This is a genomic window from Priestia sp. 53B2 (assembly GCF_056099005.1).
Genome location: NZ_JBLZXA010000015.1, coordinates 106,327 through 133,199, shown reverse-complemented (window position 1 = coordinate 133,199; position 26,873 = coordinate 106,327). Strand labels below are relative to the sequence as shown.

25 protein-coding genes, 1 pseudogene and 2 riboswitches are annotated in these 26,873 nt (G+C 38.6%); of the genes and pseudogenes, 7 read left to right on the top strand and 19 right to left on the bottom strand.

The genetic code is table 11. The features are described from left to right. Positions 1–209: 209 nt before the first annotated feature. From ACN6NE_RS12870 to ACN6NE_RS12845, 6 genes and pseudogenes are all read right to left on the bottom strand, one after another. Entirely contained in the window at positions 210–1,562 is a 1,353-nt protein-coding gene (locus ACN6NE_RS12870) for an amino acid permease (protein ID WP_129705900.1), read from the bottom strand. 158 nt (positions 1,563–1,720) lie between these two features. Next, a riboswitch (glycine riboswitch) is annotated at positions 1,721–1,801 on the bottom strand. Positions 1,802–2,000: 199 nt separating this feature from the next. Continuing rightward, positions 2,001–3,350 (bottom strand): annotated as a pseudogene (locus ACN6NE_RS12865) (FAD-binding oxidoreductase). A gap of 337 nt (positions 3,351–3,687) precedes the next feature. Next, positions 3,688–5,073: a 23S rRNA (uracil(1939)-C(5))-methyltransferase RlmD gene (rlmD, locus tag ACN6NE_RS12860; protein WP_129705895.1), complete on the bottom strand. Its 1,386-nt coding sequence runs from the start codon at positions 5,071–5,073 to the stop codon at positions 3,688–3,690. Between the two features lie 162 nt (positions 5,074–5,235). After that, the gene (pdaA, locus tag ACN6NE_RS12855) at positions 5,236–6,045 is read right to left on the bottom strand and encodes a delta-lactam-biosynthetic de-N-acetylase (protein WP_129705893.1); all 810 of its coding nucleotides are present in this window, start codon (positions 6,043–6,045) and stop codon (positions 5,236–5,238) included. Between the two features lie 94 nt (positions 6,046–6,139). Continuing rightward, positions 6,140–7,681: a fumarate hydratase gene (locus ACN6NE_RS12850; RefSeq protein ID WP_129705930.1), complete on the bottom strand. Its 1,542-nt coding sequence runs from the start codon at positions 7,679–7,681 to the stop codon at positions 6,140–6,142. Positions 7,682–7,844: 163 nt separating this feature from the next. Continuing rightward, positions 7,845–8,030 carry an SE1561 family protein gene (locus tag ACN6NE_RS12845; RefSeq protein WP_013081532.1) on the bottom strand — a complete coding sequence of 62 codons (186 nt, stop codon included), beginning with the start codon at positions 8,028–8,030 and terminating at the stop codon, positions 7,845–7,847. Positions 8,031–8,233: 203 nt separating this feature from the next. On the opposite strand from ACN6NE_RS12845, the gene yfkAB reads away from it, so the two are divergent. Next, complete coding sequence (gene yfkAB / locus ACN6NE_RS12840; RefSeq protein WP_129705891.1) at positions 8,234–9,352, top strand: radical SAM/CxCxxxxC motif protein YfkAB; 1,119 nt, start codon at positions 8,234–8,236, stop codon at positions 9,350–9,352. A gap of 37 nt (positions 9,353–9,389) precedes the next feature. Here yfkAB and ACN6NE_RS12835 read toward each other — a convergent pair whose 3' ends face one another. Further along, positions 9,390–10,190 carry a YfkD famly protein gene (locus tag ACN6NE_RS12835; RefSeq protein ID WP_013081530.1) on the bottom strand — a complete coding sequence of 267 codons (801 nt, stop codon included), beginning with the start codon at positions 10,188–10,190 and terminating at the stop codon, positions 9,390–9,392. Positions 10,191–10,367: 177 nt separating this feature from the next. Then, entirely contained in the window at positions 10,368–11,423 is a 1,056-nt protein-coding gene (gene cax, locus ACN6NE_RS12830) for a calcium/proton exchanger (RefSeq protein WP_474325481.1), read from the bottom strand. A gap of 200 nt (positions 11,424–11,623) precedes the next feature. Here cax and ACN6NE_RS12825 point away from each other — a divergent pair, with 200 nt between their 5' ends. Beyond that, entirely contained in the window at positions 11,624–12,040 is a 417-nt protein-coding gene (locus ACN6NE_RS12825; protein WP_474325479.1) for a pyridoxamine 5'-phosphate oxidase family protein, read from the top strand. Positions 12,041–12,384: 344 nt separating this feature from the next. Here the strand turns inward: ACN6NE_RS12825 and ACN6NE_RS12820 are convergent, their stop codons facing one another. From ACN6NE_RS12820 to ACN6NE_RS12810, 3 genes are all read right to left on the bottom strand, one after another. Next, positions 12,385–12,768 carry an OsmC family protein gene (locus ACN6NE_RS12820; protein WP_129705887.1) on the bottom strand — a complete coding sequence of 128 codons (384 nt, stop codon included), beginning with the start codon at positions 12,766–12,768 and terminating at the stop codon, positions 12,385–12,387. Between the two features lie 210 nt (positions 12,769–12,978). Then, entirely contained in the window at positions 12,979–13,467 is a 489-nt protein-coding gene (locus ACN6NE_RS12815; RefSeq protein ID WP_129705885.1) for a phenolic acid decarboxylase, read from the bottom strand. Positions 13,468–13,492: 25 nt separating this feature from the next. Continuing rightward, positions 13,493–13,948, bottom strand: coding sequence for a DUF3237 domain-containing protein (locus ACN6NE_RS12810; protein WP_474325477.1), 456 nt, complete (start codon positions 13,946–13,948; stop codon positions 13,493–13,495). 182 nt (positions 13,949–14,130) lie between these two features. On the opposite strand from ACN6NE_RS12810, the gene ACN6NE_RS12805 reads away from it, so the two are divergent. Continuing rightward, positions 14,131–15,315, top strand: a complete 1,185-nt coding sequence (locus ACN6NE_RS12805; RefSeq protein ID WP_474325475.1) for an MFS transporter — start codon at positions 14,131–14,133, stop codon at positions 15,313–15,315. A 15-nt stretch (positions 15,316–15,330) separates the two neighbouring features. Here ACN6NE_RS12805 and ACN6NE_RS12800 read toward each other — a convergent pair whose 3' ends face one another. Together ACN6NE_RS12800 and ACN6NE_RS12795 are read right to left on the bottom strand one after the other, a co-directional pair. After that, positions 15,331–16,254 (bottom strand): cation diffusion facilitator family transporter, encoded by a 924-nt coding sequence (locus ACN6NE_RS12800; RefSeq protein ID WP_192997850.1) that lies wholly within the window; start codon positions 16,252–16,254, stop codon positions 15,331–15,333. A gap of 14 nt (positions 16,255–16,268) precedes the next feature. Next, positions 16,269–16,586, bottom strand: coding sequence for an ArsR/SmtB family transcription factor (locus ACN6NE_RS12795; RefSeq protein ID WP_129705877.1), 318 nt, complete (start codon positions 16,584–16,586; stop codon positions 16,269–16,271). 208 nt (positions 16,587–16,794) lie between these two features. Between ACN6NE_RS12795 and ACN6NE_RS12790 the strand changes: the two genes are divergently transcribed. Together ACN6NE_RS12790 and ACN6NE_RS12785 are read left to right on the top strand one after the other, a co-directional pair. Beyond that, positions 16,795–16,944, top strand: a complete 150-nt coding sequence (locus tag ACN6NE_RS12790) for a BH0509 family protein (protein WP_013055132.1) — start codon at positions 16,795–16,797, stop codon at positions 16,942–16,944. 224 nt (positions 16,945–17,168) lie between these two features. Then, entirely contained in the window at positions 17,169–19,088 is a 1,920-nt protein-coding gene (locus ACN6NE_RS12785) for a heavy metal translocating P-type ATPase (protein ID WP_474325472.1), read from the top strand. Positions 19,089–19,317: 229 nt separating this feature from the next. Here the strand turns inward: ACN6NE_RS12785 and ACN6NE_RS12780 are convergent, their stop codons facing one another. The 3 genes from ACN6NE_RS12780 to ACN6NE_RS12770 are packed head-to-tail and all read right to left on the bottom strand — an operon-like array spanning position 19,318 to position 21,023. Beyond that, entirely contained in the window at positions 19,318–20,157 is an 840-nt protein-coding gene (locus ACN6NE_RS12780) for a YihY/virulence factor BrkB family protein (protein ID WP_013055130.1), read from the bottom strand. Between the two features lie 14 nt (positions 20,158–20,171). Beyond that, positions 20,172–20,510 (bottom strand): YtxH domain-containing protein, encoded by a 339-nt coding sequence (locus ACN6NE_RS12775; RefSeq protein WP_129705871.1) that lies wholly within the window; start codon positions 20,508–20,510, stop codon positions 20,172–20,174. A 39-nt stretch (positions 20,511–20,549) separates the two neighbouring features. Then, entirely contained in the window at positions 20,550–21,023 is a 474-nt protein-coding gene (locus tag ACN6NE_RS12770; protein ID WP_013055128.1) for a low molecular weight protein-tyrosine-phosphatase, read from the bottom strand. Between the two features lie 176 nt (positions 21,024–21,199). On the opposite strand from ACN6NE_RS12770, the gene ACN6NE_RS12765 reads away from it, so the two are divergent. After that, positions 21,200–21,427, top strand: a complete 228-nt coding sequence (locus ACN6NE_RS12765) for a DUF1128 domain-containing protein (protein ID WP_013055127.1) — start codon at positions 21,200–21,202, stop codon at positions 21,425–21,427. A 182-nt stretch (positions 21,428–21,609) separates the two neighbouring features. Then, a riboswitch (purine riboswitch) is annotated at positions 21,610–21,711 on the top strand. Positions 21,712–21,794: 83 nt separating this feature from the next. Beyond that, positions 21,795–23,531, top strand: coding sequence for an adenine deaminase (gene ade / locus ACN6NE_RS12760; RefSeq protein ID WP_474325469.1), 1,737 nt, complete (start codon positions 21,795–21,797; stop codon positions 23,529–23,531). A gap of 238 nt (positions 23,532–23,769) precedes the next feature. Here the strand turns inward: ade and ACN6NE_RS12755 are convergent, their stop codons facing one another. From ACN6NE_RS12755 to ACN6NE_RS12745, 3 genes are all read right to left on the bottom strand, one after another. Next, positions 23,770–24,516, bottom strand: a complete 747-nt coding sequence (locus tag ACN6NE_RS12755; RefSeq protein WP_474325467.1) for a CAP domain-containing protein — start codon at positions 24,514–24,516, stop codon at positions 23,770–23,772. Between the two features lie 358 nt (positions 24,517–24,874). After that, positions 24,875–25,387, bottom strand: a complete 513-nt coding sequence (locus tag ACN6NE_RS12750; RefSeq protein ID WP_474325465.1) for a type 1 glutamine amidotransferase domain-containing protein — start codon at positions 25,385–25,387, stop codon at positions 24,875–24,877. A 143-nt stretch (positions 25,388–25,530) separates the two neighbouring features. Beyond that, positions 25,531–26,820: a lysine N(6)-hydroxylase/L-ornithine N(5)-oxygenase family protein gene (locus ACN6NE_RS12745; RefSeq protein ID WP_474325463.1), complete on the bottom strand. Its 1,290-nt coding sequence runs from the start codon at positions 26,818–26,820 to the stop codon at positions 25,531–25,533. Positions 26,821–26,873 lie beyond the last annotated feature (53 nt).

The following is a 26,873-nucleotide window of genomic DNA, read 5'->3' as shown; positions in this document are numbered from 1 at the left end:
CAGAAAACTATGAGCTTTCTCACTGTGTTTTCTGTTAGAACAAATTTTTAGTTTTCTTCTATAAACTTTGCTTCCTGCATTTTATTCATGCAGTAGAAATCAATTATTTATCCTCCACTAAAAAGACCTCATCACGGAGTGATGAGGTCAGAAATTTACTATATTCTTTTATAAAAAATCATGTTTATTCCCTGCTGATTTTCTAGCTTTTAAAGATTTATTTTCTTTTTCCTTCTAGTCCAGTAAAAAATAAATAAGAGAATAAACCAAACGGGCGTCAACAATAAGGCTGGGCGCGTCGCGTCAGAAAACAGCATAATAACAAGAATCACCGCAAACAAAGCTAGCACAACATAGTTTATAAATGGTGTTAACGGTGCTTTGAATGCTGATGCTGCATGCAGCTGCGGACGCGTCTTTTTATACCTTAGATGGCAAATAAGAATGACACTCCACACCCAAATAAAACAAATAGCGCTAATGGTCGTGACGATGCCGAAAGCTTGGTCTGGTATAAGTTTGCTTAAAAGAGCTCCCGCTGAGATGACCAGCGTAGATACAAACAATCCGTTGCTTGGTACGTGGTTTTTGTTCAGTTTTGCAAACTTAGATGGCCCTTGGTCATTTTTACTTAAATTATATAAGATACGGCTTGTTGAAAACATTCCGCTATTACAAGCAGAAGCGGCTGAAGTTAATACAACAAAATTAATAATTCCAGCAGCAAGCGGAATTCCGACTAAACTAAAGGTTTTAACAAATGGGCTTTCTGCTGCATTTAATTCCATCCACGGGTTAATAAATAAGAGGACGATAAGCGCTCCAACATAGAAAAATAAGATTCGCAGCGGAATTTTATTAATGGCCGATGGAATATTTTTTTGGGGATTCGATGTTTCTGCTGCCGATACCCCTACCAATTCAACCCCCACGTATGCGAATATAACCATTTGGAATGAAAGTAAGAAACCTGAAACCCCATTTGGAAACAGTCCTCCGTGATTCCAAAGGTTTTGAACAGTAACGGATCCCGCGTCTGTTTTAAATCCCATTACCAGCAAAATAACGCCAATAATAATTAATGCAAGAATCGTAATAACCTTTATTAAAGCAAACCAAAACTCTAATTCTCCAAATAATTTTACGGTTAATAAGTTAAGCCCTAATAAAATGATTACACAAATAAGTGCGGGAATCCACTGAGGAATATTGAACCAATATTTCACATATACGCCAACTGCAATCACATCAGCCATAGCTGTCATAATCCAGCAAAACCAGTAGGTCCACCCCGTTACAAATGACGCCCATGGTCCAAGATACTCTTCAGCAATATCAGTTAACGATTGATAACCTGCTTTAGACAGCAGTAGTTCTCCTAGCGCTCTCATCACAAAGAAAAGCGCAATACCAACAATTAAATAAGCAAAGATGATAGAGGGACCCGCAAGCTGTATTGCTTTACCAGAACCTAAAAACAAGCCCGTACCAATGGTTCCCCCAATCGCGATTAGCTGAACATGACGATTGGATAAATCCCTCTTTAATTCTCGTTGTTCCAACTCTAACTCCTCCTAACAATAAAACCTTTGATGCGATCGTGCGGACTACAAATAAAGTCCAATAAAAAAAGAGATTGGATGCGCTCCAATCTCATGGTCATAAGAATAACAAATATTAAGGTACATGCTACTAATTAGTAACATGCCAAATAAATATCCGGTACTCTTCTGTCCTTTTGCCTGAGATTGTGAACCCTTCGGCGTCGCGAAACTATCGCGATCTCTCCAGAAGCTGCTCCTGCTATAGTGTGATCCATAGCAATCATAGCTTTCTACGTATTAAATTTTTCAATCAATAGAATGACTGTCGAATAGTTGTTTATTCTAATACCAGTTGGATGCTTTGTCAACAGGAAAGATTACTTTCATTTATTTACCTTCTTCGAAAGAATGTAATCGAACAATTTCAATCGTCAACTTAGTATCCTTTTCCTTACGCTACCTGAGTCCTTGCGGGAACCTGAACACATTAAACGGATCGTAATTTTTGTTCACTCTTTCTAATCTCTCTTCGTTGTCTCCAAAATACTCACCCTCGTAGTTTCTAAGGTTGCTGATAGGAAAATTCACATAGGAACCTACCGTAATACTTTTAATATATTCAAATCGCTTGCGAAGCCAATCTCTGTTTGCTCTTGCAAATACATCTTCTGTCCATACAGACTGAAACCCCATAGTATATTTGGCGTTTCTGTAGAAAAAAGCCGTTTCTCTTTTACCAACACGGCGAATTTCTCCTCCTAGTGCATAAAAAGAAATCGCGGCATAAACGGACCCTTCTGCCGGACGCTGTATCAGCTCTGCAAGATTTTCAAGCTCAACACGTGAATAGCTCCTGTGCACAAATCTTCCCGTTGACTTAAATTTTTCAGACGGAGGATAGGTTGCTTCTATTTTTTTTACCGCTTCAAGAAAAGATAATGATTCCAGCTCGACTTGAAACCCTTCCACTTCTGCAAAAGTCTGCAAAATCTTCCGAGCTCCTTCTGGGGAGCCGTAAAAGAAGCCGTTCGCAAATATACCTAAACCTTCTCCTTCTGCATTATAAAAGCTTGCAATTAGCGTCATACGTTTGTCCAGTTCGGGCAGCCAGTTTTGCCATATATTCATCACTTGTGCCTGCTTCGCCTTTGTAGTACCTACATAAAAGAACCGAACGAGCGTCACAGAGCTGTTCGTTGGCTTTGGAAGCTGAAACGTCATGCTTACTACAATGCCAAAGTTACCGCCACCGGCACCGCGGCATGCCCAAAAAAGATCAGCGTTACACGATTTGTTTGCTTTGATGAGCTTTCCTTCATAATTGACTAGCTCTAGCTCTATCAAGCTGTCACAGCCTAATCCGTAAAGCCTGCTCGAAAGTCCCCAGCCTCCACCAAGCGTAAAGCCAGATACCCCAACAGTCGGACACGTTCCTCCTGGAAACACATATCCGTTCGAAGCGATGAAATCATACACTTCCGTATTTTTTGCTCCCGCTTCCATCTTTAAAATGTTCCGTTTTTTATCCAATTTCAACCCATTTAATCGACTAATATCAATGACTAATACACAGTCACCCGTAGAATATCCTTCATAATGATGACCGCCAGATCGAATACGAATATCAACACAATGCTTGCGCGCCCAGCGGATCGCATTCACAACATCCTGCTTTTTTTCACAGTATACAATCATAAGCGGAAATTTATTAACAGCACGATTCTATTCCTGACGAGCTTCCTCATAAACCGAATCTTTTGGCGTTACCACTTCACCCGTAAGCCCTTTTAAAAACATTGAGTCCATTTGACCTATGCCCCTTTGTACATACTTTTTATTAATTTTATTAATATAGTATTATCGATGTGGTTAAAGGTTTGGGTTTTGGAATAGAATTTGCGTTTATTATTTGTATAAAACACGTCATTATAGTTTGTTTTAAGGGAATTAATCCTCTGATGTAATTTCTCTTTAGCTATGTAACACTTTCCAAGACTAGACTTTATGGAAATTTTATATGACTATACTAAGATATTTTATACTAAAAGAACAGATGTTGAATTTTAACAATTTTATCCATTAATAAGAGTCCAGCTCAAAGAAAAAAGAGCAGAATCAAATCTGCCCTTTACTCTTTTTCTATTCATTTCTTTAATGTCAAACTTACCACATTCTCCACATGCGCTGTATGAGGGAACATATCCACAGGCTGAATGTAATCAACATGATAAGCCTTCGACAGCTGCTGCACATCTTTGGCTAATGTGGATGGATTACAAGAAACGTAAACCACTTTCTTTGGCTTCACTTGTAAAATCGTTTTTAGAAGCTTGTCATCACAGCCTGTTCGCGGCGGGTCAACGACGATAACTTCTGGCTTCCAGCCTTCTTTTACCCACTTCGGCATCCACTTTTCAGCTGGACCCGTCACATATGTGGCATGCTCAAATCCATGATCTTTGGCATTTTTTCTCGCGTCTACAATCGATTCTTCAATCGTATCCATTCCGCGAATTTCTTTGGCATCTTTAGCAAGCCATAAGCCAATTGTACCTACTCCGCAGTAAGCATCTACAATTTTTTCATTTCCTGTTAGCGCAGCTGCTTTTTTTACTTCATCATATAGCTTCACTGTTTGAAGAGGATTCAACTGGAAAAATGCACGCGCTGAAAGTTCGAACGAGATATCTCCTAACGTTTCTTGAATCACCGACTTTCCAGCGAGTGTAAACGTTTCGTCTCCAAAAATAAGCGATGTTTTTTGGCCGTTTACGTTTTGTACGAGCGATTTCACTTCCGGTAGGCGGCGCTGAATTTCTTTAATCAGCAGCTCTTTTTTCGGAATTTCTTGTTTAGCCGTGATCAAGACAATTTGCACTTCATCCGTTTCAAATCCTACTCGAGATACGATGGTACGTACAATACCACGGCGTTTGCGTTCATTGTAGATAGGAATTTGAAGATCTTGTAAAATTCGTTTTATTTCTTTTGTCACGTGATTCGTGGCTCCATGCTGAATAGGACAGTTTTCAATGTCAATCAGTCGATGAGAATTCAGCCCATACAAACCAGCGATAACTTTTTGTTTATCTAAACCTACTTGGAACTGTGATTTATTACGATAGCCCCAAGGATCTTCCATGCCAATTGTTTGGCGTGTTTTTTCCTCTACTTTTTTTAATGAACTGTGACGTTCGAACGCTTGCAGAACAATATCGCGCTTAGATTCTAGCTGACCTTCATAGGATAAGTGCTGAAGCTGACAACCTCCGCACTGTTCGTAAATAGGACAGGGCGCATCTACACGATGAGGAGATTTTTTGCGAATTCGCTTGATTTTCCCTTCCGCAAACTTATGCTGAACATTTGTTGCTTCTACAACCACTTCTTCATTTGGTAATGCTCCCGGCACGAAGACGACTTGGCGCTTAAAATATCCTACGCCTTCTCCATTAATACCGAGTCTTTTTATCGTCAACGGAAATGTTTGTCCTTTTTGAACTTTCATTTCAGTTTTTGGTTTATTCATGAGACCAACTCCGATTAGTTTAAATTCTTTATATAGTTATTAACGGTCTTTAGCTGCTTAAAACCTTTTAGACCGTATCGCTTTAAAAAAGACATCAACGCATATTATAACACTTCAACAGCAAAAAACCGACAGGAGAAACATTCCCATCGGTTTTTATCTCTATTTTGTTTTAGAAGGACTTTTCTTCATTTGTTTGCGTTCATTCATTAAATCATCAATACTTTTAAACGTATAGCCCTGCTTTTTTAAATCTACAATCGCTTGATCTAACGCATCTGCGTTATCCTTTGAAACGGTATGCAGAAGCATGATCGCACCTGGATGTATTTGAGCTATCATATTGTCGTATGAGTAGCGCCAGCCTTTTTGTTCATTCACTTTCCAGTCAACGAATGCAAGTGACCAAAATACATTCGTATAGCCCTCTTGCTTTGAAAGAGCTAGCGTTCGTTCACTAAATACACCTCTAGGTGAGCGAAGATACTTCATTTCATCACGACCAGTAATATTCTTGTATTCATCTTTTACTTTTTGCAATTCCTCTTTAAAACGTGCGTCATCCACTTGAGTTAAGTCAGGGTGATGCCACGAATGATTCCCGACAATATGCCCTTCTTTTACCATTCGCTTAATAAGGTTAGGCTCTTCTTTTAAATAATGTCCTGTTACAAAAAACGTCGCAGGAACCTTTCTTTTTTTGAGCACGTCTAATACCTGCGGTGTATAGCCATTTTCATAACCGTTATCAAACGTTAAATAAATATTTTTTTTATTTGTATCTCCGAGGTAAAAAGCATCATACTTAGCAAGAATTTGTTCATAAGCTGTACCTGCGGATGCGGGCTTGTGATTTTTACTTTTTTGAAATCCCCAGCTGATCGGAGTGTTTGGATACATTTGTGCTTCAACAGATGCTATGCCTGTTGACATCACGAATAAAAAAACGAGAAAAAAGGTGAACCGGCGCATAAGAAGCTCCTTTCGGAAGTCATTTTAAGCTTAGTATCCACTCAATTTTCTCGTTCATGAACGTTACTTTTTACCATACGTTCCGGACGTATTTTTATTTAAATACCGGTTCTTTAAATTGCTCAAGCTTTTCAAATGAAGACTTGTCTACATCTGCATGCAAGCTGTTTCCGTGTGAATCCATCGTCACTACAGCTGTAAAGCCTTCTACTTTTAAATGCCACATTGCTTCAGGAATACCAAACTGCATCAAATCAACGCCTTCTACGCTCTTGATACAATCAGCATAGTACTGTGCAGCTCCTCCGATCGCATTTAAGTATACACCGCCATGCTCTTGAAGAGCAGCAAGCGTTTTAGGACCCATACCGCCTTTACCGATAACCGCGCGGATACCAAATTTCTTCATAATATCTCCTTGGTAGGGTTCTTCACGGATACTTGTTGTTGGTCCTGCAGCGGTTACGTGCCATTTTTCATCTTCATCTTTTAACATAACCGGACCACAGTGATAAATGATTTGTCCATTTAAATCAATTGGCGCATCGTGATCTGTTAAATGCTTATGAATAGCGTCGCGTCCTGTGTACATCATACCGTTGATGCGCACCACGTCGCCAACTTTTAATTCACGAATTTGCTCTTCTGTAATAGGTGCTTGTAATACAATTTCTTTTGTTTCATCCGCATTTTGTTTCTCTTCTGCGCCTGCATTTTTATTAAAATCTACTTCTTCGCCTTCTTGATATAGCCACTCTTGAACGCTTCCTGTATCGGCATTGATTTTAACGCCCAAACGGCGGTAAGCCCAGCAGTTATACGCAACTGACACATAGAAGCTAGCAGGAATACGATTAATTACGCCGACTTTACAGCCAAGTAATGTCGTTTCTCCCCCAAAGCCCATTGTACCAATTCCTAACTTATTGGCATTTTCCATTACATACTCTTCTAATTCTTTCAGCTGAGCATTTGGATTTTCGTCATCTAAATTTCGGAACAGCTGCTCTTTTGCTAATTCATAGCCTGTTGTACGGTCGCCACCGATTCCAACACCAATGACGCCGGCACTACAGCCTTGACCTTGTGCTTGATACACAGAGTGCATCACACATTTACGAATGCCGTCTAAATCACGGCCAGCTCTACCTAAACCTTCTACTTCACAAGGCAGGCTGTACTGAATGTTTTTATTTTCACAGCCGCCGCCTTTTAGAATAAGACGCGCATCAATATAGTCATTTTCCCACTGTTCAAACTTAATAACCGGCGTGCCGCCGCCCAAATTATTACCGCTGTTTTCTCCCGTTAACGAATCTACGGAGTTAGGGCGAAGCTTTCCGTGCTTTGTTGCTTCTTCAATTGCCCAATAAATCGCTTCTTTAATTTGAAGCTGATTCACTCCTACAGGGGTTTTAATTTTAAACGTTGGCATACCCGTATCTTGACAAATTGGCGATAAATTATCATCCGCCATCTTAATATTATTGGTAATGGTCGCTAAAGACATTGCTGCACGCGTTCCTGCATTTTCACGCGCTTTTGCCTTTGCGATAGCACGTCGAACGTCTTTTGGCAATTTTGTAGATGTTTCAACAATTAAATCGTACATGCTTTGTTTTAAAGCTTCAATCATCACTTAATTCCTCCCATATCCCGCTAATGTATGTATTTATCTATCTGTCGTACAACTTTCAAAATTTATTATACTCCTTCAAAAATTGTTTCGAAAGACCTTTATAAGAGGATTTCCACTTCAAGCAAAAAAGCGCTAGTTTTTCTAGCGCTTTTTCCTTTGTTCATTCTTTATCTTTTTTAAACTGCTCACATTTTGCTTCGAGGTCATCAATCATCGTAATCAAACGGTCAATGTCTTCTAGGTCTGTGTTTTCAGGCTCCATGGAGTCTAATACGTGTACAAACATATTTAAACGATCTTTTAAATAACGTACTTGTGAATCTTTATCTCGAACGGCGTTTCCCATTTTAAACCCTCCTGATATAGCTTTTCATTCGTATTTCTTTATATCCTAACGAATACTTTCATATTTGACAACTAAAAGCAATAAAATCCATAATAGTCACTGGTGTCCGTTTTGAATGAGACGTATAATTTAGTCTAGCAGGACGGACCGTGAGATGTTTTCATCATTATTTCACTTTACGGAAAAATAAAAGGAGTTTTTTTATGGCCACTTTACAACGAATTACCCCGGAGTTCGATCCGTGGGAAGCGTATTTAGATATGAAACAATATGGCAAACCGACGCTTACAAACGTTGAATTCACCACAACGACACTTTGTAATATGCGATGTGAGCACTGCGCAGTTGGATATACGCTGCAGCCAAAAGACCCAAACGCACTGCCGCTTGATTTAATTTTAAAACGTCTCGATGAAATTCCAACTCTTCGAGCGTTAAGCATTACGGGCGGAGAGCCGATGATGTCTCTATCTTCTGTGAAAAATTATGTGGTGCCTTTATTAAAGTATGCACATGAACGAGGTGTCCGTACACAGATCAATTCAAATTTAACATTAGATCTTGCTCGTTACGAACAAATCATTCCTTATTTAGATGTTTTACATATTTCTCACAACTGGGGAACGATGGACGATTTTGTGGAAGCTGGCTTTGCAATGATGGAGCGAAAGCCTACTTATGAGCAGCGCGCCAAATATTTCGAACGTATGATTGAAAACAGCCGCGCGCTTGTAAAAGCAGGTGTAACCGTATCAGCTGAAACAATGTTAAATAAACGTACGCTTCCTCATATGGAAAAGATTCATCGTCAAATTGTTGATGAAATGCTTTGTCAGCGTCACGAAGTACACCCTATGTATCCAAGTGACTTTGCCAGCACTCTAGAAACATTATCTCTTCCTGAAATGCGTCAAGCTGTTCATCACCTTCTTGATATTCGAGATGAAAATGTGTGGATGCTATTCGGCACGTTACCGTTTTATGCATGCAGCAATAATGAGGAAGACTTAACGCTTTTACAGCGCTTATATAGCAGTAAAAATGTAACCGTTCGAAACGATCCAGACGGGCGCTCTCGCCTAAATGTAAATATTTTTGACGGAGATATTATCGTAACCGATTTTGGTGATACGCCTCCTCTTGGCAACATTCAAGACACAAAGCTTACAGACGCTTTTGATACGTGGCAGCAAAGCACGATTTCTAAAGAACTTAGCTGTCATTGTTCAGCAGTGTCTTGTTTAGGACCTAATATTTTGGTGAAAAACAGCTATTATCAAGATACTGATTTCAGCAAGCTCCAAGCGAGCATTGCAAAATAACAAAAAAAGAGATTCCATCGTGGGAATCTCTTTTTTGTTATCTCGGCTGGTCATAAGCTCCAAAGCTTAAGGAAACATAATCTTGTACTGGAATCCATGCTCCAATTCCTTGAGACGTTACATTTCTCACCACAATTGAACGCTTGCTGCCTTTTACTGTAACATACACTTCTCCATATGTTACTTTTCCCTTTTCACTTACAGCAGGCGTATACGCATACAGATAACCTACTTTTTTGGGAGCTACGTTATAGACCTGGTCTTTTTTCGTTCCAGCACCTACAAACGTTTGAAATGATAAAGTGAGCTTTGTTTTTTTAGCTGCTTCAATTAGCATCATTTGTTTAACATGATCAGGCTGAGGCACTTTTGCTGTTAATCCGCCTTTTACATGGCTTTGATTTTCCTGACTGTACATCATTTTGTACTGAGTTTTTCCTGCTCTGTTATCATAATGATTTGTATTGATTCGCTGGTGCTGCCAGTTAACGTTTGTTTCTGTTGATTCGTAATTTAATGGCCACTGTCCTAAAAAGACGGTTGCTCTGAAACCAATTGCCCATGGAGTTTTAGAAATGTTTGATTCATTTAATATACGAATTAAATCAGGGTTTTCAATTTTTACATTTGATGTTTCAATGAGCTCTTTTGTAAACTCACTCGGCTGCAAATATGGCGTGTCTTGACTAGCATTTGGATACGTATTTTCTTTTGAAATATTTAAAGCTGAAGAAGGCACGTTGATGGTAGGCTGAGCTGTTTTAGCAATGGCGATCTTCGTTGAACATGAAAATGAAATAATGATGGTAAACACAAATAAAAGCAATTTACGTAACATCTAGAAACTCCTTTCAACATCGTTAATGAATGCAACCATAGTTTTTTCAAATATCCCCTGTTTTATCCTGAATACCGAAAGGAAAATTCTTCTATTTACTTACACCAAAAGAATCCGAACGATTAATCGTTCGGATCTTCCTTCAACTAAAACATGTTTGTCCCAGCCTCTTCTTTTTTAAATAAGATAAAAACCAATTCCCATAATAATATAAGCACCTAAAAGAGTTGCACCTTCGAACCAGTTTGTATCTCCGTCATTAGAAATAGCAATCGTTAAAAATACGGCCGTTACCATCGCGATCAACTCGGGCCAAGTAAAAACAAGAGACATTTGGTTTTCGAATAATAGAGAAACTAACACTAATATCGGTGCTACAAACATCGCTACTTGTAAAGTTGAGCCAACAGCAATTTCAACAGCTACACCCATGCGATTTTTAACGGCCATAATAATAGCGGAAGCATGCTCTGCCGCGTTCCCAACAATCGCTACAATGATGACCCCGATGAACAGCTCACTCCAGCCAAATCTTTCCGATACAATTTCAATTGTGCTAACCAAGCTTTCGGATACGTAAGCTACAGCTAACGTAGACAAAAAGAGAACAGTAATCGCTTTCCACATTGACCACTCTGGCTCCTCATGTTCTTCCACTTCTTCACTTTTATGCTGATACACGCCTCGATGCGTTACCAGCTTAAAAAATAACGCCGCTAAGTACAAGATGATGAGAATAATGGAGATTCCGACACTCAGGGACATGGTCTTTACTTCGTCCATTTCGCTAGCAAACACTTCAGGAATAACAAACGCAACGATCACGGCAAAGATCAATAATCCAGAATTATGTCTTGCATCATAGACATTAAATTCTTGACGCTTAAATTTTAATCCCCCGATGAAGAATGAAAGACCGCCTACAAGAAGAAGATTTCCTAATACAGAACCGGTTAACGATGCAAGCACCACAGCTGTAAGGCCTTCTTTTAGAGCAAAAATAGAAATAATTAATTCTACAGCGTTACCAAACGTAGCATTTAATAGACCGCCTATTCGAGGACCAGCTACAACAGCTAAGCTCTCTGTTGCTCTCCCCATAAAAGCTGCGAGGGCAATGATTGTTAAACAGTAAATAATAAACATAAGAACATCTGACCAGTGCATCATGTGCCCAATAACAGATAGCGGCACCCCAAGAATAACCGCTATAAGAAAAATCCGATTGATCATCGATATGTACACCTACCTTATTCATTTTTTGACAACAAAATCAATCATATCAAATTAATGGAATTTGTATAGACTCACCGTCAATGTTAGTATTTTTAACCTATTTTTATAAATAATAAACCCTTAATTGATTTTTGATTAAGATAGTTAAAAATCAGCCAAACTACCAAGGGTAAAAAGATATAATAAGGAGTGAAAAAATGAGCAATAATGATGTGAAAAATCAAATTTTATCCGTACTGGATGACTATACAATTGGAACGTTGGCTACAATTCAAGATGGAAAACCTTATTCACGCTTTATGATGTTTTTTCATGAAGATCTTGTGCTCTACACCGCCACCAATAAAGATACCCATAAAGTCGAAGAACTAGAAAAAAACCCTTACGTTCATATTTTGTTAGGCTATGATGGGCAAGGTTGGAGTGATCCGTATGTAGAGGTAGAAGCCAAAGTAAATGTAGAAACAAACGAAGAGTTAAAAAAGAAATTTTGGAATAAAAAGTTAAAAGAGTGGATTAAAAGTCCAGATGACCCAAATTATTTGCTTCTTCAGCTGACTCCTGAACGCATGCGCTATTTTGATAAAGCTGGAAGCAAGCCAAAAGAAATGTGAGTTTGAGACATAACTAAATCTATTCCATCTAAAGAGGAACAAAGGGGAGAAATGAGCTCGTAGGGACCGCTTGAGACACCGCTGTTGATTTCCGTGCAAGACTTCGCTTTCCGAGGGCGGCCCAGTGAGTCTCCTCCTCGCTTACGCTTCTGAGGGGCTCACCAGTTCCGCTTTTCCCGCAGCAGTCTTCCGTCTTGCCCTCCAATCACCAGCTAGAAGCAGCCACATACATGAAACCTCCATTCAGCCTACCAATAAAAAAATCCGAACGAGTTGAATTCTCCAGCTAGAATCTCGATTCATCGTTCGGATTTTCCTTCAACTAACATACTTTTGTCCCAGGCTCATTTTATTTCGAAGGTTTCTGTCACTTCAATACTGTCCACAACCGACTGTAGCATCGAACAATTTTTTCGTGCTAGCTCAACTGATTTTTCAATTTTGTCTAATGGCAGGTCTTCTCCTGTGATGATATAGTGCAAGTGAATTTTTTCGATTCGCCCCGCTTTTTTATCATTGCGCGTCACATCAGCTTGGATGCGTAAATCGGAAAAAGCGATTCTTTTTTTCTCTAGAATCTTTCTTAACACGCCTCCGCTGCAAACGGCAATTGACGATACCATTAGCTGATAAGGACGAAAGCCATATTCTTCATCTCCGGCGATATGTAGCTCTCCGTAAGGAAAATTTGTTGTAAACCCCGCCTCTTTTTTCATGTTAAATTCCATTTTCTTCACTCCTTTACTTTATTATAAACCGCTTTTTATATAACCAACTACTCTCAATATGGATCACTTGTTACACCGCGGTTTATTTCCGTACATCATCACAATAAAAAAATCCGAACGAATTTGATTCTCTATCAAGAATCTCAATTCATCGTTCGGATCTTCCTTCAACTAAAGTACTTTTGTCTCAGCCCTTTTTATGACTCCGTATTAAATCAATTTTCCAGCGCGAATATCATCTGTCATTCCTTCGTAAGGCGCTTGAGCGATAACTTCCTCATTGTTCGCTCCGACATTTTTGATAAATGTAATATCAGCAAATTCAGGTACAATGTATTTCGGATACGTTTCGTATTTTTCACGGGATTCATGCATTAAATCAAGGTGATCATTTTGATAGCACACTGTAATTTCAGGATGTTCATGTACCCATTTTGGGAAGAAGATAATGCCGTGCATGCGTTTTTCATCAGGCATAAAGTTTAAAGATACATCTGTTCCAGTCGGTTCAGTCCAAGATACTTTATATACACCTTCTGTTAACTTCACAATATCTACTTTTTGGTCACGAACCCATCGTCCTGCCACCATTCCGCTATGAATACGGTAATCGATTGTATTTTCGTTTTTAATATAAATTTCATATTCCCATCCGTTTTCGTATGTGTAAATCATATGATTCCCAATAAATTTTTCCATGTTTATATCTCTCCTTTGAGTTAATTTATAAAACTTCGTATATGTCTACCACAACGCTGTCTGGGTGTCTCACAGCAGCGCCTAGAAAAATGCGGTCCTGTAGCCACTTATACTTTGCACTTCCTGTTTCAAAGGCAGGAACCGTACGAAAATAAACATGCTTTGGAGGTACAATTTTACCTTCAGCAGCCTGTTCTTTAAATTCTTCACTAACCTGACGTATTCCGTTGTTTTCGATATAAATAAGCTCATCGTCTTCTGTTTGAATTACATACCTTGCAGATAAATCAACGCGTCCATCTGAACGAATAATTTGAGAATCCGCTCCGCTTGGAAGGATTAAGCCTTTTATCTCTCCATCTGCAGTACCTGACTTAATAGGGATAAACTGTTTTTTTCCCAATCCTGTATGACCAATGACAATCGGTGTACCGATATTAATTGTGAATGTCGCTATTTTCTTAAGCACTGGTTCTATCATAGCGATCGCCTCTTTATTGTAAATAAAAACATGTAACTATTTACATGTTTTATTCTACTCTTCCTATAAAAAGATGTCAAATAGACAGCGCAGCATGTTTACATCCTTGTCAATAAAGCGTTTTCCTTGTACGATTAAACTGTTGGATTGACAAAATATAGATAAAAAAGAGGTTAAATGCTATGAGTGCTACTCATCAACAACGTTTCTGGATTTTAGTTAGCCTTGTCGCCATTTCTGGATTCAGCCAAGGTATGCTGCTGCCTTTAATTGCTATTATTTTTGAGAAAGACGGTCTTTCTTCTACTATAAACGGATTAAACGCAACTGGATTGTATCTAGGTATTTTATTTATTTCCCCTTTCATGGAAGCGCCGCTTCGCAGATACGGATATAAACCAATTATCGCAGCAGGCGGACTTTTAGTTATTGTATCTTTAGCTTTGTTTCCCTTATGGAAATCTATTGTTTTTTGGTTTGTGCTCCGTTTATTTATTGGAATAGGAGATCACGCGCTGCACTTTGGTACTCAAACGTGGATTACATCATCTTCACCTGCTGATAAACGAGGTCGAAACATTTCATTGTACGGGCTTTTTTTCGGTATTGGTTTTGCTGTTGGCCCTTTAATGACGCCGTTAATTGAAATTAATCAAGCGCTTCCCTTTATGATTTCTTCAGCTCTCTGCCTCATAACGTGGGTGTTTTTATTTTTGATAAAAAATGAATTTCCCCTACAGGAAGTGGAGGTTAATTCATTAAAAGAAACGGCTAAGCGATTTTCTAAGGCAGCTAAGTATGCTTGGATTGCTTTTTTGCCGCCTTTTGGATATGGATTTTTAGAATCATCACTGAACGGAAGCTTTCCTGTATATGGCTTACGAATCGGTTTGCAAGTAGAGTTTATTTCACTGCTGCTGACTTCCTTTGCAGTTGGAGCTATTGTATTTCAGCTTCCTCTCGGAATACTGAGCGATAAATTTGGGCGGAAATTGGTATTAGGATGGATTTTATCAATTGGAGCCGTTACGTTTTTTACAGCAAGCCTCTTGGAAGAGAGCGCTATTCCATTAGTAACGTGCTTATTTATAGCTGGCATGGTTGTAGGCTCGACGTTTAGTTTAGGAATCAGCTATATGACGGATTTGATTCCTGCTCGTCTACTGCCTACAGGTAATTTACTATGCGGTATTGCTTTTAGTATCGGAAGCCTTGCCGGCCCTTACATAGGCGGCACGTTTATTCAGTTCTTTCACCACATCAGCTTTTTTAATATTATTAGCGGGATGCTTGGCTTTATTTTTATTATTCTTTTTGTCTTCGGACAAAAGATGCCTATGCAACAAAAAACAAGCGAGAACCTATAGGTTCTCGCTTGTTCTTTAAACTTTTAGCGTTCGATGCTGAAGAGCTGATTTTTCAATTTGTATCGTCGTATGCTCAATGCCGCAGTGATCGTGTACTAAATCGATGGCTTTTTGCAAAATTTGCTGACAATCTTTTTCATCTTCTACGCGCATATGACAGCTCAATGAGTCCAGTCCTGAAGTAATCGTCCAAATGTGTAAATCATGCACATCTTTGACTCCTTCAATGTTTTCAAGAAGGTTTTTTATTTCACTATGATCTACCCCTTCAGGAGAGCCTTCCATCAAAATATGAACGCTATGAGCAAGCACGCCCCAAGCGCTTTTTAAAATTAATACAGACACAACTACAGAAATAATAGGATCAGCAATATACCATCCAAACAGCATCATAAGAAGTCCCGCTACAATAGCTCCAATAGATCCTAAAGCATCTCCCAATACGTGTAAGTAAGCGCTGCGTAAATTTACATTTCCTTTTACATCGCCTTGTCTCATAAGTGACCATGCGCTGATTAAATTAGCGAGTAAACCAACAGCAGCAATCAACATCATGCTGCCGCTTGCTACAGACTGCGGCTCTAATACACGCTGATAGGCTTCATAGATGATAAATCCTGCTATTACAAACAGTGCCACTCCGTTAAAAAGAGCCGCTAATATTTCAAAACGATAATAACCGTACGTTTTTTTAGCCGATGCAGCTCGGTTAGCAAACCATATCGCTACAAGGCTAAGAGCAAGTGAGCTTGTATCAGAAAGCATGTGTCCGCTATCGGATAATAACGCTAAACTATTTGTAAAAAGCCCTCCAACAAACTCAAGAACCATAATACCCGCTGTGATAATGAGTGCAATTAACAGACCTTTTTTGTTGCCTTCACGCTGTGTATCAAAATGGTGATGGTGACCATGATGGTGGTGATGATCATGACTCATGCAAAGCCCTCCTTCTATTCGTTCTGTGCGCATTCTACGTGCTGAATTACTTGATGCAAAATTCCAACCACGTGTTCATCATCATACGTATAGAAGTACGTATTCCCTTCACGGCGATATTTTACTAAGCGCAAATGTCGCAAGTGAGTTAACTGATGTGAAATAGCTGATTGTGAAACACCAAGTACTTCAACCATATGACCCACTGAACACTCTTCTTGAAATAGCAAATAAAGAATTTTCATTCTCGTAGGATCTGAAATAGCTTTTAGTATTCTTGACGCTTCTTCTACTGTTTGAGGCGATAAAAACGAATGTTCATCTTTTTTCATAACATCTCTCCGTTCATTATATGCAAGTATATGAGCATATGTTCATATATAAATTATAAAACACCTTTTTCTATATAGTCAATTATTTACGTCCCTCTAAATTTTTTTGCCTATTTTTTAAAAAAATCCACACAAAATACTTTTTCTGTTATATAATACAATTAAATATAATAAACTGTATTAAAACAGATGGAGAGGAGAATAATAAATGAGCAGACAAGAACGTAAAAACATGATTACATTTATTGAAACAATGAAGGGGATTGACCGTGAAACCTTAATGTACATGACGGATGCCGATATCGAGCACATTTACACTTCCGCTTATAAATATTATGAAGAACATTTAGATATGTAGTACGTTTTTTACAGAATGCAGACGTCCAGCTGCATTCTGTTTTTATTTTTTAGGCGTTAGGCGTTACCTCCTTGCTTGTTCCGTGCTATACTATACTAAATATCCCAATTTAAAAGACAATAGGTGAAAAAATGTGCTGCTATCGCTGAGATGGCAGCTTTCGTGCTTTTTTAGGGGTAATGATTGTGATTATTCTTCTCAATTATCGTTCAAGGAGGATTTGTATGGAAAATGCGTTACCTAAAAAACAAGAACAAACGCGGCAAACATCTTCTGCTGTCAATGTATTAAAAACACATGGTGAACTCATTGCTGCATTGTTAAGCGGCGTGCTGATTTTAGCCGGCTGGCTGCTGTCAAAACAGCAGGATACTGCTGTATCTATTACGCTCTTTGTATTAGCTTACGTAATAGGCGGATTTGCTAAAGCAAAAGAAGGCATTGAAGAAACGATTGAAAATAAAGAATTGAATGTCGAAATGTTAATGATTATCGCAGCCATTGGAGCGGCTGTAATTGGCTACTGGACAGAAGGTGCTATACTTATTTTCATTTTTGCATTAAGCGGTGCATTAGAAACGTACACTATGAACAAAAGCAATCGAGAAATTAGTGCCTTGATGAACCTTCAGCCGCAGGAAGCAACGCGTCTGATTGGAAATCAAGAAGAAACTGTATCCATTTCGGATTTACAAATCGGTGACTTGCTGCTAGTTAAGCCGGGTGAACGAGTGCCATCCGATGGTATTGTTGTCTCAGGTCAAACAACGATTGATCAGGCTGCTATTACAGGGGAATCTGTTCCTGTACTAAAACAGCTCGATGATGAAGTATTCGCGGGCACGGTGAATGTGAAAGGCGCCATTACCATTAAAATGACAAAGCCAAGTGCTGAGACGCTGTTTCAAAAGATCATTCAACTTGTTCAAACGGCTCAAAGTGAAAAGTCGCCTTCTCAATTGTTTATTGAACGATTTGAAGGCACATACGTAAAAATTGTTCTATCGGTTGTGGCAATTATGCTATTTCTCCCACACTATGTGCTTGGATGGAGCTGGACCGAGACATTTTACCGTGCAATGATTCTCTTAGTTGTAGCGTCTCCTTGCGCTCTGGTTGCATCTATCACCCCTGCTTCGCTGTCTGCTATTTCAAACGGAGCAAAAAAAGGAATTTTGTTCAAAGGCGGCGTGCATTTGGAAAGGTTAAGCCATTTAAGCGCAATTGCTTTTGATAAAACAGGAACGTTAACAAAAGGAAAACCAGAAGTAACAAATGTCATTGTCCGTTCTGATATGAACGAACAGGAATTTCTTGTTAAAATCGCATCAATTGAACGTCAGTCCAATCATCCGCTTGCTCAATCCATTGTTGACTTTGTGAAAAATAAGCAGGAATTGACGCTCGTTCAGCCAGATTCGCTTGAAGACGTTCCCGGATATGGTGTCATTGGGTCTCTTCAAGGAGATACGTGGAAGATAGGAAAAGCAGATTTTGTAGGTAAAGAAGATGCAGCTGAATTTGAAAATGGGATTTCATCTACGCTTGCCAGTGAAGGAAAAACGATTGTGTACGCAAAAGACCAGCATGGTATTGTAGGATTGCTTGCGCTAAAAGACGTTGTACGAACAGAAGCTGTAGACGCTGTTAAATCTCTTAAAGAGCAGGGCATTCATACCGTCATGATTACAGGAGACAGCGAAAAAACAGCCGAAGCTATTTCAAAAGAATGTGCAGTCGATGAATACATTGCAGAATGTTTGCCTGAAGCGAAAGTAGATAAAATTAAAGCGTTAAAAGAAAAATTCCCTACCGTTTCAATGGTGGGAGATGGCATTAACGATGCACCTGCTCTTGCTACTGCTAACGTTGGAGTAGCCATGGGAGAAGGAACGGATGTGGCACTTGAAACAGCGGATATCGTTTTAATGAAAAATGATCTATCAAAAATTTCGGATGCAGTAGCTCTTTCCAGACGAATGAACTCAATTGTGAAGCAAAATGTTATTTTTTCTATTGCCGTCATCTTTTTATTAATTTGTTCGAATTTTTTCCAAGTGCTTGATATGCCATTTGGTGTTATAGGTCACGAAGGCAGCACCATTTTAGTTATCTTAAACGGCCTTCGCTTGCTAAAATCTTAATGCAAAAAAGCCTAACGTATTTGTTAGGCTTTTTATTATGGAAATCAATGCCTTAATGGTAACCGTTTTGTCCATTTTGGCTGTTGCTTGTTTTATGCTTTGGCTGGCTCTTTTTATTTTGCTTTGTATTGCTTCCGTCTTTTTTTGTATGCTTTGTCATGATGTAAAACCTCCCTTTCACTTTGTTAGTATGCTCATATCTTGCGAATGATTTCATCCCAATTTATGACTATGAAGATTTGACTCGACGGTCGTAGAAAATAGCGTTGATTTCTCCTCCAATAACGATAATCATCCCCGATAGGTAAAGCCAAATAAGCAGGATAATAATTCCGCCCAAGCTTCCATATGTAGCTGTATAGTTATTGAAATGATTTACGTAATACGCAAACAGCATCGATACCACTGTCCATCCCACCGTAGCAAAAGCCGCTCCTTTTACAACATTTCGAATCAGCAGCTTTTTATTAGGAGCAAAGTAATATAACCCCGTAAAAACAGTAAACAAAATGAGGCCGCTGATAATCCAGCGGGAAGCAGACCATAAAGCGAGAAAAGTTTCTGAAAACCCAAACGTAGACGATAAATAAAGGCCAATCATATGACCGAAAACAGGAAGTAAAAGCGCTACAATAATAACAAATATCATCGCAAAAGTAAGGAGAACTGCCATACCTCTCGCCACTAAAAAAGGCCGATTTTCTTGTACGTGATACGCTCGGTTAAATGCTCTTACGATCGCATTAATTCCATTTGAAGCAGACCACATCGTGGCAATGATACCAAAGGACAATAACTTTTCATTATGAGAACCAATGATATGGGAAACGTTGCTTTCAATCATGTGCAGCGTTTGCTGTGGCGCTACATTTTCAACCAAGTCAAGCAGGTCTGTTGATTCCAATGGCAAAAATCCAATCAGCGTAATTAAGAAAATTAAAAAAGGAAATAGCGAGAGCAGCAAATAATAAGCCAATTCAGCTGATAAACTGGGCAGTTCATCTCGATGAATGCGGCCCATCAGTTCTTTGCCAAACCTTACGATGTTATTCATGTACATTCCAGCCATATGTGCCTCCTTATTTATTTTTGTTCATCACCATACTTCTCCACAAATGCTTCTTTTGTATCGTTTACAATTTCCATCACCTGAGGCGTTGTTTCTTTTAACTTTTCTACTTTTCCTGCTACAAATGATACATCTTCAGAAACTTGCTCGATGGTCGTACGGATGGTTTCATATTTCTCTTTGACAGTATCCGTTACAAGTTCAGGGTGCTGAATAAGAGTTGTTGTTTTGTCTTTCAGTTTTTTACTTCCTTGAATGACGGAGCTTCTTGTTTCTTTATCAAATAAAGAAACAGCTCCTCCTATAATTGCTCCAATGATAATACCTTCTACTAGCTTATTTCGTTTACCCATTTGTCGTTTCTCCTCCGTTTTTTATTTTTTAAGTATCGCTTATTCCGAGAAATGCTTCTCTATAATTTCGTCTAAAAGAGCCTTGCATCCTTCTTGAACTAAGTCATATACTTCGTCAAAATTTCCCGTGAAATAAGGATCAGGCACATCTTCAATATGTAAATCGGGCACAAAATCCAAAAGCCTTGCAATATAACCTGTTTTAGTATGTCCAGCCATCCTTCTCAGGTTTCCTACATTTTCGACATCCATTCCAATAATATAATGGAATTTAGCTACATCCTCTTGAATCACTTGTCTTGCTGTTTGCCCTTTAAAATCAATGTTGTTTTTCGTTAAAATAGATTGCGTCCCTTCATGAGGAGGATTGCCTTTGTGCCAGCCTCCTGTGCCTGCAGAATCTACGTGAATTTGTCCTTCTAGCCCTTTTTTCTTCACCATATCTTTAAAGACCGCTTCTGCCATGGGTGAACGACAAATATTTCCTAAACAAACGAATAATACGTTAATCATAGTCTCGACTCCTTTCCCTTATTACAAACATTATATACAATCATTTTTAAACTAAAAAATAGTTTTCTTTTATTTATATCGTTTCCACTCTTCTATGGATAAGAACCTGACATAAAAGTGTTCACACGATAAAAACATGTTACAATAAAAAAAACGCAACTGGAAGGATGAACAAAGTGGATTTATCAGTAAAATCTCCAGAGAATATTAAACATATGGTCGATAGCATTAGTGAAAAACTGCGCATGCTAAATATCGGAGCAATTAAAGCTGAAGCTTTTGACGAAGAAATGTATGAAGACTTAAAGTACTTATACGATATGGTAATGAGAAAAGATTCTTTTAGCCCAAGTGAAATGCAAGCGATCGCGGAAGAATTAGGTACACTGCGTAAACAAGCTTAATGACAACTCCGTCAATGACTAATAGCCATTGACGGTTTTTTCTACATTTTTTTCTATACATGAATGCTGCACCTTTTAGCGAGCAAATAAGAGTTAAATCGTTTACATACATATAGATGAAATATTCCCAAAAATCTTTCTTTTTTATTAGGAATTGACGTTTTTATTATTTGTCTATAGAATGTATCGAAATACCTAAAGCTCGTATAGTCTTGGAAATAGGGTCCAAGAGTTTCTACCGAACTACCGTAAATAGTTGGACTACGAGGGTTGAACATCATTCATACTGTATTTTTATTCTTCTTTATGTTCTCCCTTACATAGTCCTTCATTGTTATTCAGTTATACAATGAGAGGAGTCACATTCATGTCAAATACAAAAACAATCTTAAAAAAACAGCTTGCTGTTGCCAATAAAAAAATACCTGCAGATCTTGTAGTGAAAAACGGGAAAATTATCGATGTCTTTACGCTTTCCATCATTGAAGCCGATATTGCGATTGCTGATGGAGTGATTGTTGGAATAGGTCAATATGATGGGAATAACGTCGTTGATGCAAAAGGAAAATACATTTCTCCTACGTTCATTGATGGACACGTTCACATTGAATCATCAATGGTTACACCTAAAGAGTTCTCAAAACTTCTTGTACCTAGAGGCGTCACAACTGTCATAACGGACCCTCATGAAATTGCGAATGTTTCAGGGAAATCCGGCATTGAGTTTATGCTTCAAAACTCGGATTCCATTCCTTTAGACGTATTTGTGAACTTACCTTCAAGCGTGCCAGCAACTCCTTTTGAAAGCTCTGGAGCCGTCTTAAAAGCAGCTGACTTAGCGCCATTTTTCTCTCACCCTCGCGTGCTTGGATTAGCAGAAGTGATGGATTTCCCTGCTGTGCGAGATGGAGATGACGATATGCTCGATAAATTACAAGCAGCTAACGATGCAAACGGTGTAATTGATGGGCACGGCTCAGGGCTAGATGCTACGGGCGTTAATATTTATCGTACCGCTGACATTTCAACAGATCATGAATGCGTAACAGCAGAAGAAGCAATTGAACGTATTCAGCGCGGGATGTATGTTCTGATCCGCCAAGGTTCTGTCGCTAAAGATTTGAAACAACTATTACCTGCTGTAAATGAACGCAACGCGCGCAGATTTTTATTCTGTACCGATGACAAACACCTAGATGATTTATTAACGGAAGGTTCTATTGATTACAATGTTCGTTTTGCTATTGAACTCGGGCTGGATCCGTTAATTGCGATTCAAATGGCTTCGTTAAATGCGGCTGAATGCTACGGGTTAAAAGATAGAGGTGCGGTTGCTCCTGGTTACAAAGCCGATTTTATTCTATTGGACGACTTAACCGATATATCTGCAGCACATGTCTATCAAAACGGAGAGCTTATTGCTGAAAATGGAGAGATGCTTTCTGTTCAAGAAGAACAAATTGATCTTCCAACAGAACTAATGAATTCTGTTCATTTGAAAGAGTTTTCCATTAAAAAACTTACGATACCACTTCAGCACAATCGCGCTAATATTATTGAAATTAATCCAAACAGCCTGATTACAAATCATATTGTAGAAGAAGTTCAAGTGAAGCAAAACGAATTTCAGTCTTCTGTAGAAAACGATCAGCTGAAAATGGCTGTTGTTGAGCGTCATCATCTAACAGGGAATATTGGTCTTGGGATTGTAAAAGGTTTTCAGTTAAAAGACGGAGCGATTGCTACTACGATTGCTCACGATTCACATAATATCGTAGCCGTAGGAACAAATGATGAAGATTTAGCAAAAGCAGTTGCGGCAATTGAAGAAATCGGCGGAGGTATTGTTATTGTAAAAGGCAATGAAGTGATTGGCTCCCTCCCTCTTTCTATTGGAGGATTAATGTCACCTCACCCTTACAATGAAGTAAACAGCTTACTTAAGCAGCTTCACGGGGCTCTTCATGAGCTTGATATTTCACAGAAATTCAACCCGCTGCTGACACTATCTTTCTTAAGCTTGCCTGTTATCCCATGTCTAAAATTAACCGACAAAGGATTATTTAACGTAAAAGAATTCAAGCATATCACCGTTCAAGCATAAAATAAAAAGGACTCTTTCGAGTCCTTTTTATTTATATCCTTTAGACGGCACAGTTCGAGTTTTACGATTTTTATAATGACGATATCCTTCTTTTAAAAGGATAGGAAAAACAGCGACTAGAATTTTTTTTAATATACGTCCCAATTTAAGGCACTCCTTTACGTGTTCTTACTTTACTATACCCAAATTGGACAGCTAAAAACGCAAAAAAGAGCAGGTATATCCTGCTCTTTTTGTATTACTTACCGATAAATTGTTGAGTCCAGTACGTAGTATCACCTTTTACGTATCCAACACCAATTTCAGTGAAATCAGGGTTTAGAATGTTTTTGCGGTGACCGTCACTATTCATCCAAGCATTCATTACATCTTCAGGAGATTGCTGACCTTTTGCAATGTTTTCACCTGCTGTTGTATATTCAATGCCGAATTGTTTCATCATATCAAATGGTGAACCATATGTTGGTGAATTGTGATCAAAGTACCCTTTGTCCATCATATCTTTTGATTTAGTGCGTGCAACGTCACTTAATTTTTTGTTAAGTGTTAGAGGTTTTAAACCTTGTTTTTCACGCTCTTGGTTCACTAAATCTACGACCTTTTGTTCGAATTGACTAGCATCTTTTGTTTGTTCTGCTTTATCAGTATTTTCTGATTGTTGAGCTTTTGTGTTTTGCTGTGTTTGCTCAGGAGCTTTTGCTTCTTCACTTTGTTCTGGTGCTTTTGCTTGTTCCTGTGGAGCTGCTTCAGCTTGATCTGGTGCTTGTGTTTCTTGTTGTGGAGCTGCTGCTTGAGCAGATTGTCCTTGAGCGTTAAATTTCTTTAATAGCTCATCTACATTTATATTTTGTGCTGCTTGAGCATCTTTAATGGTAATTTGTTTTGGAGTGTTGCAATCAGGAGCTGCTGCATTTGCTTGTCCTGCTGTTAGTAATCCTAATGATACGGCACCTGCGACAGTGGCAATACGAAACCTTTTCTTCATGTTTGAAATCCTCCTATGTGATAATAAAGTTTTTTGTAAAACCGCAACGCATCTAAGCTTGTAGCAAGCCAATCTCGTGATGCACCCTCATTGTTGCACGAAAACTATGAAACTCGCAACGTCTTTTAAGCTACCAAAATTATACTTTCATTTATGTAAAAAATATTTCGATTGTGTTACGTGGCTTCTATCTATTGATAGTAAAAGGTTTTCATATTCTTTTAGAAACCGCTTCATCCAATGCAGTAATATAACTGTAAATTCCTCGTCAAAATCGTTACATACAAAAAAGGCGACAACAGAGTGGTAAACCACCCTGTTATCGCCTTTTACAGAAAGTTTTACTAATATTATTTACTTATTTTAAGACATTTACTGATTCACGTACGAATGCTGCCATATCGTCTGGTGTACGGCTTGTAACTAGTTGATTACCGCATACCACCACTTCTTTATCATGGAAGTTTGCACCTGCATTTTTCAAATCAATAGCAATTGATTTGAAACCAGTTACGTCACGTCCTTTTAATGTTTCAGCATTGATTAGCAGCTGTGGTCCGTGACAGATAGCCATAACCGGTTTGCCTTCATCCATAAATGATTTTGTGAAAGCTACGACTTGATCGTCCGCACGTAAGATATCTGGTGAGAAACCTCCCGGTAAAAACAATGCGTCAAAATCTTCTGGTTTTACATCCGCAATTGCTTTATCAATTGTTAATGTTGTTTCGCCTTGTTTACCTGTTACTTCACCTGTTTTAACATCGATTTTTGTTAGCGTATGGCCTTCTTCTTCAAAGGCTTTGGCTGGATCTGTATATTCCACATCTTCAAATAAATCTGTTACTAATACTGCAATTTTCTTACTCATTCTAAGCAACTCCTTAATTGATTTGTGTACTAATGTTCTATAAATAAAATACCCGTACACTATTCTTTTAAACATAGTTTATGAGTGAAAAACTTTTCTACAATAATCAAAAACCACATTAGAGATTTTTATAAATCAGAAATTCAAAACAAATTAAATGTCTGGAACGTCGTCTCTTCTGGAACTGGGTACACGTCTCTCCCTGCAATCACGTTCAGAATACGCTGATTGCGCTGAACGGATAAACCAAGATTTGTTGCGCCAGATCCATGTGAATGTTCGATATTGGTTAACGTAAAAAAGTGGTGGTTACGGGGTTGTTTAAATACCAGCCGGTAATCTTTTGTGACTTTGAAACGCTTGTCATCTTCCCATACGATATCATCTTTTATTCGTTCGATGAACGGCGAAATTTTTGGCTTATAGCCCGTGGACAATATCAAACGATCCGCTTCGTATTGAAAAGAGCGTTCAGCCTTTAATTGTTTGCACTCCAGCTCATATCCATTTCCTTTTTTATGAATATCACTTACTTCAGTCGAAGCTTGAATCGTAACGGGTACTTTTCCTTTAAGTGAACGATGATAAAGTAAATCATAGATTTTCGTTAAGGTAGAAGATTCAATTCCGTGACGTAAAGGATTTAAATCTTCTACCGTGCTTGTACGTTCCTCAAAAGATAGCGAATGAAAGTAATCTACATAGTCTGGCGAAAATAACTCTTGAGCAAGCTTGGATTGATCAAGCTGAAAAAAATTCGAGGATCTTGTAAACCATGTAAGGTGGTAATGATGTTCAGTCTGTTCTTCTAGTAAATCAAGAAAAATCTCTGCAGCACTTTGCCCTGAACCAACGATCGTTACATGCTTTCCTTTTTGAATCTCTTCTTTTTTATGTAAATAGCCGCTGCTGTGTAAAATATGCTCATTCAGCTTTTCTTCAAAAGCCGGAGGTACAAGTGGAATGCTTCCTGTTCCCATTACAACGTGTTTAGCATTTACTGTTTGAATTCCCTCAGGTGTTTCTACCTTTACTTCATAATACTCTTCTTCACTTTTCGGTATCACGTCCACAACTTTTGAAGAAAAGTGGCAGGAAGATAGCTGCTCCGCTACCCATTTTGCGTACTCGTTGTACTCTTGACGCGGAATGTCAAAACGATTAAAGAAAAAGAACGGATACAAGCGTTTTTGCTTGTGAATATAATTTAGAAAAGAATAGGGGCTTGTTGGATCCGCAAATGTAACTAAGTCTGCTAGAAACGGAATCTGCAAGTCCGTGCCGTCAATTAACATGCCCGGATGCCATTCAAATTTCTCTTCTTTATCAAAGAAGACGGCATCAATTTCATCAAGAGGCTCAGCAAGGGCCGCTAAGCCTAAATTAAAAGGTCCTATTCCTATTCCCACCATGTCATACTGCGTATTTGTCATCTTTAAACTCCCTTTCATAAAAAAAGCTAACAGTATTGTCTACTGTTAGCTTT

Coding starts and splice junctions, on each gene's coding strand:
- rlmD (WP_129705895.1), bottom strand. CDS start 5,073: ATGAATAAACCAAAAACTGAAATGAAAGTTCAAAAAGGACAAACATTT.
- pdaA (WP_129705893.1), bottom strand. CDS start 6,045: ATGCGCCGGTTCACCTTTTTTCTCGTTTTTTTATTCGTGATGTCAACA.
- ACN6NE_RS12850 (WP_129705930.1), bottom strand. CDS start 7,681: ATGATTGAAGCTTTAAAACAAAGCATGTACGATTTAATTGTTGAAACA.
- ACN6NE_RS12845 (WP_013081532.1), bottom strand. CDS start 8,030: ATGGGAAACGCCGTTCGAGATAAAGATTCACAAGTACGTTATTTAAAA.
- yfkAB (WP_129705891.1), top strand. CDS start 8,234: ATGGCCACTTTACAACGAATTACCCCGGAGTTCGATCCGTGGGAAGCG.
- ACN6NE_RS12835 (WP_013081530.1), bottom strand. CDS start 10,190: ATGTTACGTAAATTGCTTTTATTTGTGTTTACCATCATTATTTCATTT.
- cax (WP_474325481.1), bottom strand. CDS start 11,423: ATGATCAATCGGATTTTTCTTATAGCGGTTATTCTTGGGGTGCCGCTA.
- ACN6NE_RS12825 (WP_474325479.1), top strand. CDS start 11,624: ATGAGCAATAATGATGTGAAAAATCAAATTTTATCCGTACTGGATGAC.
- ACN6NE_RS12820 (WP_129705887.1), bottom strand. CDS start 12,768: ATGGAATTTAACATGAAAAAAGAGGCGGGGTTTACAACAAATTTTCCT.
- ACN6NE_RS12815 (WP_129705885.1), bottom strand. CDS start 13,467: ATGGAAAAATTTATTGGGAATCATATGATTTACACATACGAAAACGGA.
- ACN6NE_RS12810 (WP_474325477.1), bottom strand. CDS start 13,948: ATGATAGAACCAGTGCTTAAGAAAATAGCGACATTCACAATTAATATC.
- ACN6NE_RS12805 (WP_474325475.1), top strand. CDS start 14,131: ATGAGTGCTACTCATCAACAACGTTTCTGGATTTTAGTTAGCCTTGTC.
- ACN6NE_RS12800 (WP_192997850.1), bottom strand. CDS start 16,254: ATGAGTCATGATCATCACCACCATCATGGTCACCATCACCATTTTGAT.
- ACN6NE_RS12795 (WP_129705877.1), bottom strand. CDS start 16,586: ATGAAAAAAGATGAACATTCGTTTTTATCGCCTCAAACAGTAGAAGAA.
- ACN6NE_RS12790 (WP_013055132.1), top strand. CDS start 16,795: ATGAGCAGACAAGAACGTAAAAACATGATTACATTTATTGAAACAATG.
- ACN6NE_RS12785 (WP_474325472.1), top strand. CDS start 17,169: ATGGAAAATGCGTTACCTAAAAAACAAGAACAAACGCGGCAAACATCT.
- ACN6NE_RS12780 (WP_013055130.1), bottom strand. CDS start 20,157: ATGGCTGGAATGTACATGAATAACATCGTAAGGTTTGGCAAAGAACTG.
- ACN6NE_RS12775 (WP_129705871.1), bottom strand. CDS start 20,510: ATGGGTAAACGAAATAAGCTAGTAGAAGGTATTATCATTGGAGCAATT.
- ACN6NE_RS12770 (WP_013055128.1), bottom strand. CDS start 21,023: ATGATTAACGTATTATTCGTTTGTTTAGGAAATATTTGTCGTTCACCC.
- ade (WP_474325469.1), top strand. CDS start 21,795: ATGTCAAATACAAAAACAATCTTAAAAAAACAGCTTGCTGTTGCCAAT.
- ACN6NE_RS12755 (WP_474325467.1), bottom strand. CDS start 24,516: ATGAAGAAAAGGTTTCGTATTGCCACTGTCGCAGGTGCCGTATCATTA.
- ACN6NE_RS12750 (WP_474325465.1), bottom strand. CDS start 25,387: ATGAGTAAGAAAATTGCAGTATTAGTAACAGATTTATTTGAAGATGTG.
- ACN6NE_RS12745 (WP_474325463.1), bottom strand. CDS start 26,820: ATGACAAATACGCAGTATGACATGGTGGGAATAGGAATAGGACCTTTT.